At 35.9% G+C, this 13814-nt stretch carries 13 protein-coding genes; 7 read left to right on the forward strand and 6 right to left on the reverse strand.

The window, feature by feature from the left end; translation table 11 throughout:
- Positions 1–14: 14 nt before the first annotated feature.
- Entirely contained in the window at positions 15–1619 is a 1605-nt protein-coding gene (locus AAGD66_RS01175) for a CTP synthase (RefSeq protein ID WP_264724151.1), read from the reverse strand.
- Positions 1619–1939 carry a preprotein translocase subunit SecG gene (gene secG, locus AAGD66_RS01180; protein ID WP_007548880.1) on the reverse strand — a complete coding sequence of 107 codons (321 nt, stop codon included), beginning with the start codon at positions 1937–1939 and terminating at the stop codon, positions 1619–1621. Before secG ends, AAGD66_RS01175 begins: the two co-directional genes overlap by 1 nt.
- Positions 1940–2083: 144 nt before the next feature.
- On the opposite strand from secG, the gene AAGD66_RS01185 reads away from it, so the two are divergent.
- Positions 2084–2599 (forward strand): gamma carbonic anhydrase family protein, encoded by a 516-nt coding sequence (locus AAGD66_RS01185; RefSeq protein ID WP_265024352.1) that lies wholly within the window; start codon positions 2084–2086, stop codon positions 2597–2599.
- A gap of 42 nt (positions 2600–2641) precedes the next feature.
- Here the strand turns inward: AAGD66_RS01185 and AAGD66_RS01190 are convergent, their stop codons facing one another.
- Positions 2642–3004 (reverse strand): hypothetical protein, encoded by a 363-nt coding sequence (locus tag AAGD66_RS01190; protein ID WP_265024351.1) that lies wholly within the window; start codon positions 3002–3004, stop codon positions 2642–2644.
- A 153-nt stretch (positions 3005–3157) separates the two neighbouring features.
- Positions 3158–3928: a hypothetical protein gene (locus AAGD66_RS01195; protein ID WP_341814485.1), complete on the reverse strand. Its 771-nt coding sequence runs from the start codon at positions 3926–3928 to the stop codon at positions 3158–3160.
- 265 nt (positions 3929–4193) lie between these two features.
- On the opposite strand from AAGD66_RS01195, the gene AAGD66_RS01200 reads away from it, so the two are divergent.
- The 5 genes from AAGD66_RS01200 (at position 4194) to AAGD66_RS01220 (ending at position 11866) form a co-directional block, all read left to right on the forward strand.
- Positions 4194–6656: a valine--tRNA ligase gene (locus AAGD66_RS01200; RefSeq protein WP_341814486.1), complete on the forward strand. Its 2463-nt coding sequence runs from the start codon at positions 4194–4196 to the stop codon at positions 6654–6656.
- 122 nt (positions 6657–6778) lie between these two features.
- On the forward strand, positions 6779–8776 hold the full coding sequence (locus AAGD66_RS01205; protein WP_341814487.1) for an AAA family ATPase: 1998 nt from the start codon (positions 6779–6781) through the stop codon (positions 8774–8776).
- 171 nt (positions 8777–8947) lie between these two features.
- Positions 8948–10315 (forward strand): hypothetical protein, encoded by a 1368-nt coding sequence (locus tag AAGD66_RS01210; protein WP_264724161.1) that lies wholly within the window; start codon positions 8948–8950, stop codon positions 10313–10315.
- 29 nt (positions 10316–10344) lie between these two features.
- Positions 10345–11019 (forward strand): orotidine-5'-phosphate decarboxylase, encoded by a 675-nt coding sequence (pyrF, locus tag AAGD66_RS01215; protein ID WP_174515794.1) that lies wholly within the window; start codon positions 10345–10347, stop codon positions 11017–11019.
- Positions 11020–11068: 49 nt separating this feature from the next.
- A complete protein-coding gene (locus AAGD66_RS01220) occupies positions 11069–11866 on the forward strand; it encodes a hypothetical protein (protein WP_341814488.1) in 798 nt (265 codons plus the stop codon).
- Positions 11867–12006: 140 nt separating this feature from the next.
- Here the strand turns inward: AAGD66_RS01220 and AAGD66_RS01225 are convergent, their stop codons facing one another.
- Positions 12007–12213 (reverse strand): hypothetical protein, encoded by a 207-nt coding sequence (locus AAGD66_RS01225; RefSeq protein WP_341814489.1) that lies wholly within the window; start codon positions 12211–12213, stop codon positions 12007–12009.
- A gap of 1 nt (position 12214) precedes the next feature.
- Entirely contained in the window at positions 12215–12361 is a 147-nt protein-coding gene (locus AAGD66_RS01230; RefSeq protein ID WP_213863518.1) for a hypothetical protein, read from the reverse strand.
- Positions 12362–12409: 48 nt separating this feature from the next.
- Between AAGD66_RS01230 and AAGD66_RS01235 the strand changes: the two genes are divergently transcribed.
- A complete protein-coding gene (locus AAGD66_RS01235; protein ID WP_341814490.1) occupies positions 12410–13609 on the forward strand; it encodes a phage major capsid protein in 1200 nt (399 codons plus the stop codon).
- Positions 13610–13814 lie beyond the last annotated feature (205 nt).

The following is a 13814-nucleotide window of genomic DNA, read 5'->3' on the forward strand; positions in this document are numbered from 1 at the left end:
CTAATCTTCTTCTTTTAAATTTTATTAACTGCTGCTTCAATAAATGATACAAAAAGAGGATGAGGAGAAAACGGCTTTGATTGAAATTCTGGATGAAACTGCACACCGATAAACCACGGATGACTCTCTAACTCCACTGCCTCTATGCACGTTCCATCTTCTGATATGCCACTGCATAGCAGCCCATTTTTTTCCAAATCATCTTTATAATCTGAATTGATTATGTATCTATGCCTGTGTCTTTCTGAAATAGTAGTGTTACTATATGCATCCATCATTTTAGAGTTTGCATTTATATTACATTTGTATGCTCCAAGTCTCATGGTTCCACCAAGATCGTCATCTTGATCGCCAGCTAACTTAACGATTGGATGTTTACAGTTACGAAATTCTTCAGAGTGTACATCTTCAAGCTTAACAACATTACGAGCAAATTCAATAATTGCAAGCTGCATACCAAGGCAAATTCCGAAAAATGGGATATTATTTGTACGGGCATAATTTATTGCTAATATTTTACCCTCTACTCCGTCATCACCAAACCCCCCTGGAACAAGGATTGCATGAGAATTCTGTAATTTCTCTCCTATAAGTTTTTCATTTATAGGTTTTTCTTCCTTCTCTCTTGAGTTAACCCAATTTATCTTTACTTTGACTTTATTACTAATCGCACCATGATTTAATGCTTCAACCAGTGATTTGTATGCATCAGGGAATTCGGTGTATTTTCCCACTATAGATACAGTAACTTCCTGTGTTGGGTGCCTTATGGAATGCACTATTTGATCCCATTCAGTCAAGCTTGGTTTTGGCTTACTTAAATGAAAGTGCTCCAAAATTTGCGTATCAAGCCCACATTGGCTATACAACACCGGTAACTCATATATATGACTCACATCAGGGGCAGGTATCACATTGGATAAAGAAACATTGCAAAGCTTAGCTATTTTCTCTCTTTGATTATCGAAAATTTCTTTCTCACTGCGGCATAATATAATATCTGGTTGTAACCCCGCGGAATTTAACTCTCGAACTGAATGCTGCGTTGGCTTTGTCTTTAATTCTTGCGCTGCGGTAAGATATGGTATTAAAGTTAAGTGAATAAGGATAACTCTTTGTTTTCCTAATGTGTAGTTAACTTGGCGTATAGCCTCCAAAAATGGTTGGCTTTCAATGTCACCTACAGTTCCACCTATTTCACATATTACAAAATCTAAACCTTCCGTACCATTAAAAATGAACGATTTGATCAAATCTGTTACATGAGGAATGACTTGCACAGTTTTGCCCAGATAATCACCACGCCTCTCTTTCTTCAATAACTCATGATATATCTTACCAGTTGTTATATTGTCATCTTTTGTTGCTTTAATTCCAGTAAAACGCTCATAATGCCCAAGATCCAAATCAGTTTCAGCACCATCTTCGGTAACAAATACCTCTCCGTGCTGAGTTGGGTTCATTGTTCCAGGATCAATGTTGAGATACGGGTCAAGTTTTCTGATACGGATCTTAAAACCGTGAGCTTGAAGAAGCGCACCAACGCTTGAAGCAACTAAGCCTTTACCAAGCGATGACACAACTCCACCTGTGACAAAGATAAATTTAGCTTCCTTCATTAATTTTCAAATGGAACAGAAGTAGATTCACTTTCTTGCTTTTTTTCTAATATAATTTTTTCTGCGATCGATTTTTTATGTACGTCTTTTGAACATAATCCTGACAATAGCAATGTGTTTATAATAAACAATCCAGCAACAATAGCCGTTATTCTGCTGAGCGGGTTTTCAGAAGATTTCACCGGAATCATCGAATTGACCCCCTGTTGTGTATTACTAAAACCACTTAACGAACTACTTCCAGGCGGCTGCAAGAGCACTAAAATTACTAACACAACAACCAATATTATTTGAAATATACTTAATACCGCTACTGACATTATAGATAGGGCTGAAAATAAAAATCTTAGCAGTACAAAGCACGTAAGTCAAGAACATCTGTCACCCAAGTAGTTTGAAATCTAAGTATGTATTTACTGCCTACCTTATTTTGATTAACATATGCATAAGACTTTGGGCTTAATATGTATCACATTTTAAAATACAAAGATTATGAACCAAAAATAGACGAAAGTGCTTTCATCGCGGGTGGTTCGCATATCATAGGTAAGGTTGAAATAGGAAGAGATGCAAGCATCTGGTTTAATTGTGTGGTCAGAGGGGACGTTGGATCAATAAAAATAGGTGATGGAACAAATATTCAAGATGGAACGGTAATTCATGTGGATAGAAACCTAGGTGGTGACACAATTATTGGCAGCATGGTAACAGTGGGACATTTTTGTGTGTTGCACGCATGCACGGTGCATGATAAGGCGTTTATTGGTATGGGCTCTACCGTGATGGACCATGCAGTTGTGGAGCCTGAAGCTATGGTAGCTGCTGGCTCACTGGTAACACACGGAAAAGTGATAAAAAGTGGAGAAATATGGGCTGGTAGGCCAGCAAAGTTCTTCAAAAAGATGTCGAATGAAGAAATTAAACATATTACACAATCAGCACAAAATTATATTATGCTAATGAAGGAATATAAAAACTGAAGTTTGCGTCAAGTGTTTTACTTGACGCGTATGGCTCAACCCTTATTGCCTCCCTTTATTTTTATTCCCATTTACTCCTTGTGCTTTCGCCCCATCTACTTGAGTACTAGGTAATGCTGCATATGTAATACCACCAGCTACGAGTGCAGATGTTACTGCTATACCAATTATTACTAACATCTCTAACCTAACTGTATGTTCAAGTGCAGTAAATGCTATCAGTCCAGCAGCAAGACCAACACCAACAGTAGCGGTGTACTTCGCTCCATTGCCTTGTTTTGGTTGCTCAGTTGTTTTGCTTTTATCTTCTAATGTTTGTTTTTCCTTCTGTAATTTATCAACAAGACTTTTACTCTCTTCTAATTGTTTATTTAACTCCACAACTTCAGCATTTTTAGCTTGCAACTGCTGAACTTGAGCTTTTAATTGTGTTATTTCCTCATCTTTAGCTTGTAACTGAGCAGCACTTGGTTGGTTGTTTAGCTGTTCTTGTAAATCTTTTATTTCATCGTCTTTAGCTTGTAACAGAGTAGCATCTGGTTGGTTGTTTAGCTGTTCTTATAAATCTTTTATTTCATCGTCTTTAGCTTGTAACAGAGTAGCATTTGGTTGGTTGTTTAGCTGTTCTTGTAAATCTTTTATTTCATCGTCTTTAGCTTGTAACTGTTGCTGTAAGTTCGCAACTTCTTGTGTATTTTGTTGAGCTTTTAATGCTGTCATTTCATTCTCTTTCTCTGTTAACTTTTGCTGTAACACCACAGCATCTAATGCTTCCAATTCTGTTATTTTAGCATTTTTCTCTTCTAACTGCTGCTGTAACGCTGTAGAATCTATTGCCTTTAGTTTTTCCACTTCAGCTTCTAAGTCTTGTTTTTCCTGCTGAGCTGTGTCCAATTGATCTTGTAATTCTTGTGTTTTAGTTCTCAATTCCTCCTCAGCTTTCTTCTTTGCAGCTTCTAATTCTTGTATTTTAGGTTTCAATTCTTCTAATTGTTTTTGGGGATGTTGAAGCATCTGTACCTCAACTTCTTTTTTTGTATTATCAAGGCCCAACAGGGTTTTTATTTCTGTTGCAGTAGTAAAAGCTTTTCCGTTACCTTGTTTGTTAGCTGAAGATATAGGCATGATTACAATATTATCTCCTTGATTTTTTTTTTCTTTTTCAAACAAACCGGTAATATATAATTGCTTATTACCTAGTGGAAAACCCGCATAAAACTTTTTAGAACTTGAAATGTTTTCATACTCTTGAAATTTTTTAAAATCATCTTGCGCTATAATAAGCATTATTTCATTATTGATAACCTTTATTGTACCATTAATCTCCATAAACATATTAAACCTCAATATATATAATTAACATTACATAATAACCTTAGAACCTAAGGTCAAGTAATATTTTTATCATAGCATAGAAAATTTATGTTCGTAAACAAAAAATTTTGGCGTAAAATTGCCGTATTTACTTAATTGTGCTATAGCTAAAGTAATTTAGGTTTACCGACCATCGTCATTCCGCTGCTTGTTAGCGGGATCTAGAGATACCGCGGCGGTATAACGTTGCTAGCTTAAGGTTTAAAATTGAGAAATATTTATGTTAAAAGAAAAATACGGCTTTAAAGAAGTTGAAGACAAATGCAACATATTATGGGAAGGCAGTAAAGTTTACAGGTGGAATGGTGAAAAGGATAACACTTTCACTATAGACACACCTCCACCGACAATATCGGGTAAATTGCATATTGGCCATATATTTAGCTATTGCCACACGGACTTTATTGCAAGGTTTCAGCGCATGCTGGGAAAAGATGTGTTTTACCCAATTGGGTTTGATGATAATGGGCTTCCCACTGAAAGATTGGTTGAGCAAACCTATAAAACCCGCGCAAAAGAAGTTGGCAGGGAAAAATTTATAGAGATGTGCCATGAGGTTATTGAAAAATCAAAGCAAGAATTCAAGGAACTATTTAAATCGGTCGGCATTAGTTATGACTGGGATTTGGAATATCACACGATCAGCAAGGAAACTGTGACGCTTTCACAGATGTCGTTTATTGATCTATATAATAAGGGATATGCATATAGAAAAATGCAGCCTATCCTTTGGGACCCGGTTGATAAAACCGCAATTGCGCAAGCAGAAATAGAAGATAAAGTTTTTGAGTCATCCTTAAACACGATAGTTTTCTCTACTCAAGAAAATGAGCAAATCAATATTGCAACTACGCGACCTGAGTTACTTCCCGCATGTGTTGCAGTTTTTTGCCATCCAGAGGATGCGCGCTACACCCACCTGATTGGAAAAACAGCGGTAGTGCCAATTACAAAGGAAAAAGTACTAATCATTGCTGACGATAAGGTCAAAATAGATAAAGGCACTGGGCTTGTTATGTGCTGTACGTTTGGTGATGAGCTCGATATATATTGGCAGCAAAAGCATAATCTGCCGATGAAAATTATCATCGATCAGGATGGGAGGATGGACCTAGATGATGTCATTCCACCACACCCCGGCGTCATGAAAGTAGCTGACACTGGAATCTACGATGAAATAAATGGATTGAAAGTTACAGCAGCAAGAAAGAGGATGATCGAAATCCTAACTAAAAAAGGACTTTTGATAGAAAGCACTAGCATTTCTCATTCTGTTAAGTGTGCAGAAAGATCTGGTGCACCACTTGAGATATTACCTACTTATCAATGGTTTATCAAGACCTTAGAGCAAAAAGCTCAAGTATTAGATAAAGTAAAAGAATGCAATTGGCATCCAGCTACTATGCGTAAACGTATGGAAGTGTGGATAGAAGGGCTAAATTGGGACTGGTGCATCTCAAGGCAACGTTATTTTGGTGTGCCATTTCCAGCGTGGTATTCTAAACGTAAGGGAGAAGAAGGTAAAATTATTCTAGCTGAGATAAAGGACCTACCTATAGATCCACTCAAAGATTTGCCAAAAGGGTATAGCAAAGAAGAGGTTATCCCAGATCAAGATGTAATGGATACCTGGGCCACAAGTTCAATTACTCCTCAACTGAGTGCACTGGCAGTAAACAGTGAGTTTAGTTTACCAAATCATCGCTATGATACGATATTTCCTGCAGATCTGCGCAGCCAGAGCCATGAGATAATAAGAACTTGGGCTTTTTATACTATTTTAAAGGCACATTATCATGCAAATTCTTTACCTTGGAAAAACATTATGATCAGCGGTTGGTGTTTAGCAGATGATAAGAAAAAGATGAGTAAATCAAAGGGTAACATCATTACTCCTCATGTAATACTTGAAACTTATGGAGCTGATGTAGTGCGCTATTGGGCAGCGAACTCAAGGCTTGGAGTTGATACAGTCTACTCTGAAAATATATTCAAAATTGGCAAGCGCCTCGTTACAAAACTTTGGAACGCTAGCAAGTTTGTTTCCATGTTCATGGAAAAGCATCAAACAGTAAGCATAAATTCCATCAGTGAGACGATGGATAAATGGATACTGTCTAAGCTGTACAAAGTAATAGGTAAAGCAACGAATAACCTATTACAGTTTGAATACTGCGAAGCTTTGGGCGCAGTAGAAGAATTTTTTTGGAAGGATTTTTGTGATAACTACTTGGAATTAGTAAAAAAACGCGCGTACGGAAGCAGTTTAAGTGCAAAACAAAGCTTGGCGTATGTACTGAATATTATTTTGCGGTTATTTGCACCTTTCTTGCCTTACATTACAGAAGAGATATACCACCAATTGTATAGTTCTAATTCTGTACACAATAAAAGCAATTGGCCGAGCAAAGAAGAACTTATCTACGATAAATATTCAGAGGAAATGGGAGATAATGTTATTCAGATATTAAACATTATCAGAAAGATAAAGGCAGATAATAATGTATCAGTTAAGCATCTGATAAAAAAGTTGATGATAAAAGCAGATCTACGAGAGGATAAATTGAATCAATCTGCACAGGATGATTTGCAGGCAGTTTGCAATGCGGAAACGATAGAGTGGATGCAGTCTGAGCTTGAAACTGAAGACGGAAAATACATAGTGAATATAGACTTATACTGATTTTTATAGCTTTACTTCCTTTAATATCCATGCTATTGTAATCATTATTAGTATGAGGGAATAATGAGGGATTTGTATAGTAAAACCAATGCACCATATCTTATAGCTGGTGCTTTGCTACTTTGGTATTGCTTGCGTCTGGGACACTTGCTGTTGCTCCTTATGTTGCATTCTTATCTCCAATTGCAGCCTTTAATGTAGCTCTTCCTGTTGCCTTGAGTTTATCTATACTATCTACTTTGATACTCGCACTTTCATGCAAGATGATTAGTCGAAATAAAAAATTAGCTGCTCAAGGAGCGGAGCTTAATGAAAAAACTGAATTAGCTGCAGAGCAAGAAAATACAATACAAAGCTTAGAACCTCAAATCAAAGGGCTAAATAAGAAAGTTAGTGATCTCGAAACAAAATTAGATGAAATTTCAAGGCAAGCTAATGGTGCTGCAACAAAAGATGAAGTGGAAGAGCTAAAGGCAAAGATTGCTAGTGCTGCAACACAAGAAGAGATAAATAAGCTTAGTAATGAAGTGAAAGAGCTAGGGACAAGCGCTGCAACAAAAGAAGGGCTAAATAAGAAAGTTAGTGATCTCGAAACAAAATTAGATGAAATTTCAAGGCAAGCTAATGGTGCTGCAACAAAAGATGAAGTGGAAGAGCTAAAGGTAAAGATTGCTAGTGTTGCAACAAAAGAGGAGCTAAATAAGCTTAACAATGAAGTGAAAGAGCTAGGGACAAGCGCTGCAACAAAAGAAGAGCTAAAGGCAGGGCTTAATGGTACTGCAACAAAAGATGAAGTTAAACAGCTAAGAGGAGAGTTTGCTAATGCTGCAACAAAAGATGAAGTTGAACAGCTAAGAGGAGAGTTTGCTAGTGCTGCAACAAAAGAAGAGCTAAAGGCAGGGCTTAATGGTGCTGCAAAAGATGAAGTGAAAAAGTTAATAGAAGATGCAGTGGAAGAGCTAAAGAAAGAGCTAAAGGCAGGGCTTAATGGTGCTGCAAAAGATGAAGTGAAAAAGTTAATAGAAGATGCAGTGGAAGAGCTAGAGGTAAAGATTGGTAATGCTGCAACAAAAGATGAAGTGAAAAAGTTAATAGAAGATGCAGTGGAAAAGCTAAAGAAAGAGCTAATGGCAGGGCTTAATGGTGCTGCAAAAGATGAAGTGAAAAAGTTAATAGAAGATGCAGTGGAAGAAAGGCTTAGTAGTCTCATAAAGGAAGTTGAAGTAAAAGAAGAGCTGCAGATGAAGTTTTATGAAAAAGGTAAAAAAAGATATAAGACAACATTTGATGATGTTATACTTCCAAATGATAAGAAACAAAAGCTGAAAGAGATTTATGAATCACAAAAAGAATCAGATGCGGCTCTAAAAAAAGGAGAAGGATACATTTTGCATGGTCTACCAGGAACTGGTAAGACTATGATTGCTAAGGCAATTGCGAGTGAAACTAAAGATACATCTGCATTTATAAGTGTTTCTGGTTCTAGTTTGTTTAATATAAAAAATATAAATGATCTTTTTAAAAAAGCAGAAGAAAACGCTCCTTGTATAGTTTTTATAGATGAAATTGAAGGCTTTGGCAAAGCGTATAGTTCTGATGATAATATACGATATTTAAAACATTTCTTAACTAAAATTGATGGCTCTGACCATGTAAAAGGTGTGACGGTGATTGCTGCAACTAATCATATAGGTATTTTAGATAAGGCACTTGTTAGGGGAGGTCGTTTATGCAATCACATTGAGATTCCTACATTAGGTACAGATACGCGTAAAAAAATAATCAACGAGTATTGTCAGAAGAAAAATTTGCAAAGTATCGCTCATACAATTTTAAACAATACTAGTGAGGATTTTTCACCAGCAAATCTGATTAGTTTATTAAAGGAAATAGAAGGTTGTGCAAGTAAAGTACGTGACAAGACTAAGACTGCGGCTATTTGTCGAAGTTTTAAGAGGACTCATAATATTAAAAAGGTGTCGAATAAGCAGACTAACAGGAAAATTGAAAATTCTATAGGAGAATCACAGCAATACACATCCAGACCATCACATAAGCTGAATGACGCTTTATGTGATTCTGGATATACCAGTATATGTTCTACCCTGATCAATAGCTAACTAGACATTATAAGTACAATGGTACACTCGATACACAAGGTCTAAGTCATTTTTTAGCTAGCAGACTGAAGATGGGAAGTTTGTTGTAGGTGCAGCACTATAATTCCTCCACAGATAAGAGAATTTTAATAAATATATACAAGACTGCTGAACGTGGGGGGGAGGGGAGTAATGAGCAATTTGCTTAGTGAGGCTAATGCATTTTATTTTGTAGCTAGTTCCTTAGCTACTCTTACGTTACTTACATCTTTAGCGCTTATTGTAACTTCTAATGTGCCTCTTCCTCTAATTCTTGCTTTAGCTACATTATCTGTTTTGGTGCTTGCACTTTTATATAAAATAATTCGTAATAATAAGAAAATAGAGATTGAGAGAAATAAATTCGCTCAAAAAGAGCAAGAGTTGGAAAATAAAATAACTCTAGGAAAGGAAGCTGAAGAAGCTGCAAACAAAGAAGTGAAGAATCAATTACATGAATTAACTCGAGAAAAGCAAAATTTAGACAAGAGAGCAAAAAAATTGAATCAGAAAGTAAATGAGTCAGAAGTTGAGAGAGAATCTCTTCTTGAAGAAAAAAAATCTTTAGAGAAAAAATTAGAAACAGCAAAGAATCGTACGTTTGAAATAGACAATGAATTGGACAAAACAAAAGAGGAAATAGATAAGCTTGTTGCACGAGAAGAAGAATTACATCTTAAAATCTCGTGTTTACGTGAACAGTTACAAGAAAAAGAAGAACGTATAACAGAATTGAAAGGGAAAATAGACAATAATCAATGCAAAGAATTAGAAAATAAAAAATTGAATGAGGAAGTAGAAAAATTACGTAAAGAAATAAGGGAGTTATACGAGAAAGAAGACAAATTTTATAAAGAAAGAGATATATTACGTAAGAAAGAAGACACACTTTATAAAGAAAGAGATATATTATATGAGGAAGAAAAAAAGTTGCATACAAAATTAGATGACCTAAAATGTGAAATCAGAAAAATCAATAAAGAAAAGGAAAATTTATCTAAAAAATTGGAAAAGAAATTTGACGAGTTAGATGAAGCAAATGGTTTAATTGAAAATCAGTCTTTTGAGTTAGACGGAATAAGAAAAGATTGTAACAATGAGGTAAAAGGTTTAAAAAATTTACTTTTAGAGCGAGACAGTCAAATAGAACAACTTGAAGAAGATTTGTTGAGAAATGCAGAAGAGAAAAAGGGTTATTTACCGGAAATGTTAGAATCTGTGGTAGACAAGGTAGAAAAATTGGTAAACAATAATGAAGCGATCGGAGATCGTAGTAGAAAAATAATATTACAGGAGACTCAAAAAATAAAGTTTATATTGAAGGAAATTATGCAATTCACGCTAGGTGAAGATTCTAGATGTGAATCACCATCAGAGGAAACGTTTGATTGTTTACTGGAGGATCTTGGATATGCAAGTCGCTCATCCACTCCGATCAAATTGCCAAATTCACTATTGACAGAATCTTATGAACGTAATCAGAGTGAAGGTATTTGCAAAACACAACAATTAGTCTTATAGTCTTATTATAAAATAAATCATGCAAGATAATGAACCCAATAATATGTGCACTGGATACACAAGATTTAAATAAGGCTATTTCTCTAGTTAATACTCTGCGTGGTAAAGTTGGCATGGTAAAGCTGGGATTAGAATTTTTTGCTGCTCAAGGTCTTTCTGGAGTGCAAGAAGTTGCAAAATGCAATGTACCAATTTTTTTAGATCTGAAATTGCATGACATTCCAAACACTGTAGCTAAAACAGTTGAAGTAATAAAAGTTCTGAACGTTGAAATGTTAACTCTGCACATCAGCGGTGGGACAAAAATGCTTGAAGAAGCGCTAAGTGTAGTGCAAGGCACAAAAATAAAGCTGATTGGAGTGACAGTGCTAACTAGTATGAGCAATGAGGATTTAAACGAGCTTGGAGTAGCAAGAGAAGTAAAATCACAGGTAATTTTGCTTGCAAAGCTTGCAAAAAAGATTGGACTCTATGGAATAGTCTGTTCTGCATTGGAAGCTCAGGAAGTGCGCCGAGAATGCGGTGAAGACTTTAAAATTATTACTCCAGGAATTCGTATAGATCCAGGTCATGACGACCAAAAAAGAACAGCAACACCAAAAGAAGCAATAAATTCAGGAGCTGATTATATCGTCATTGGCAGACCCATTACGAAAACTACAAGTAGTGCGGAGCTAATATTGAAATCCATGAAAGAATTTTAATATAATAACTTAATTTATAAAAATACTAACATATTAATTAGGAATAAGCATGAGTAATATCAATAGAATAATACGCGAAGTAATCAAGGAATTCCGCTCAAAATTACCAGATAAGGAAATAGAGGAATATTCTGGCAAATTGAATAAGCTACATATCTACCAGTGCAATAAGCATATAATAGAAAATAAGAAGCTATATCATTATACAATAAATGGGAAAACCCATGCTATGGGTCAGCATGGGCATAATTTTGTCAAGAGTTTAGAAGTTATCTTGAGGAATAAGCCACAAATTTCCTTAGAAGAGGTAATTGATTTTATGGAAAAAATAATTAATTTTGGTATTGATAGTTGTTATGGAGCATTTGAGATGATATTTGAATCTCGCTCTGGTGTTACAATAGATGATGCAGTTAATTTTGTAAAAGATAGCTTATCTAGTAAATTTTATAGATTCCATGGCAGTGGGATTTTCAAAGTAATATTAGAACTTAATCCAGAGAGCTCTCTTGAAGAGATAGAGAAACAATTTAGCAAAGTAGTAGATCCTTACTTTCTTAATGCTTGGAGTCGAGAAAGTGAAAGGGCTTTTGCTAAGATATGTAGGTTATGTAGAGAAGGACATGTGAAGAATATGCAGAAATTTGATTTTAGCAATTTTAATTTAGATCAAGATAGTGCTGGAGCATTAAGAGCACTGTTACAGTATTGTGTTGACGTTTCTAATCAAAAAGCTTTAGGTGATTCACATGAATTGCATAGAGAAGAGATGGAGGGGATATATAAATTTGATGATAATTACGATTTAAATTTAGATAGTGATCATAATGATAGTATCTGGCATTGAAATTATACTACAATAATAAAATAACTGGATAAAAATTATCACCAAAAAAATTCAAAAAAGTGCTTGACATAAAAGAACGAACATTATATAGTGTTGTTATCTTTTATTTTACCTCGCTTAATTTAATTACTGGATTAAGCTTACAGTACTAAGCGTGGCACAAAGTGCCACGCTATTTTTCGGTTTACATTTTCAACAGATAAACAAATGATATCATGCCAGTGCCTGGGCACATAACTGTACGAACATTTATTTTTGAAGACAACAGATGATGTCATTCCAGTGCTTGACAATGGCTTTCGCACAATTCCATCAAAAACGTTGTAAAGCGCTTTCGTGTTTACCAACTTAGTGCCCAATCTGGATCCCAGACTGGGATGACAAGAAAGGGAGCACTGGGATGACATCATCCTTTTTTTGGGATTCCAGTGCAGCTACTTGCATCTGCCACCTGCAATGTTCGTACAGATGTAGGGAAACATCTATGAGTACCATTCCTATTACCTTATTTCCATTTTCATTTCATTTTCAAAGGAGGCTATTATGTCACTCACCGATATCGCTCACCGTATCAATGAACTCGCTTCATCATGGGAGCAATTTAAATTAATAAATGATCGCAAACTAAAAGAAATTGAAAGCAAAGGGCGTGCTGATTCTGCAACAATTGAGCAGCTATGCAAGGTAAATAATGCCATTGATAGTTGCAAAGAGCGTTTAGACTTGATCGAAACTGCAGCTCAACGTCCAGAAGTAAATACAGATTTTAGCACAAGCGATAAATATTTTTCTGATTATATCCGCAAGGGAATGGAAAGCGGTTTATCACACAAAACCCTCAGTGGAGATAACAGTGATATCGGGGGGTATCTAGTTACTCCGCATATTGTAAAACGCATAAACAAGCGCGTAACTGATTCGTCCCCAATGCGACAAATATGCTCCAGTCAAAGAATCTCTACTGAAACATTGGATTACATTATAGAAGATTTTGACCGCGCCGGTGCAGGTTGTAGCAGTGAAACAGTAGATGATGAGGATGGTGGCAATAAGTCTAAGTATGATTTTGCAAAAGATACGGACACGCCCAAAATCCAAAAGATTTCCGTCACAACTTACGAGTTATATGCTCAACCACAAATATCACAAAAGTTACTCGATGATGCGTTTGTCGATGTTGAGAGTTGGCTGGTGGAAAAGATTGCCGAGACTTTTAGTAAGGAAGAAAGCGAAGCCTTCATTAAGGGTGAGGGCACTTTTCAACCAAAAGGAATTTTAGCTTATGAAAATGGAAACAGTTATAATAAAATAGAGCAAGTTAAAACTGAAAAATTAGATAGTGATTCAATAATGATGTTGTATTACTCTCTGGATGAATATTATTCCAAAAATGCATCATTTTTGATGAACAGGAGTACGTTGAAGGACATTAGGCTGCTAAAATCTCAAACAGGTCAATATCTTTGGCAACCAAGTTTGTCGCTTGAAGCTCCAGATACCTTAATGGGAGTGCCAGTATACCAGTCTGCCGATATGCCACCAGTGCCAAACAATCAGCTACCAGTAATTGCGATGGCAGATTTCAAACAAGCTTATAAGATTGTAGATAACAGAGGAATGAGAATACTAAGAGACCCTTATACGAATAAACCTTATGTGAGGTTTTTTGTCACTAAGCGTGTCGGCGGAGAGGTTGTAAACACCAGTGCTATTAAATTGTTGAAAGTTGCGAGCAAGTACTAAAAACTTCCGCAGCATCATCTTTATAGCTGATCAAAGCAACACGTCATACCGCGATTCATTCCATAACTGTACGAACATTGTGATTTTGGCCCATCAGGAGGGTGTCATCCCAGTGCTTGACACATATAGCTAAACTGACTTAGATTTACCGACAGTTTGAAAAACAAAAATTCGTCATTCCGCTACTTGTTAGCGGAATCTATGC

Origin of the sequence: Wolbachia endosymbiont (group A) of Dendrolimus pini (assembly GCF_964026835.1) — a bacterium.
Lineage (GTDB): Bacteria > Pseudomonadota > Alphaproteobacteria > Rickettsiales > Anaplasmataceae > Wolbachia > Wolbachia pipientis.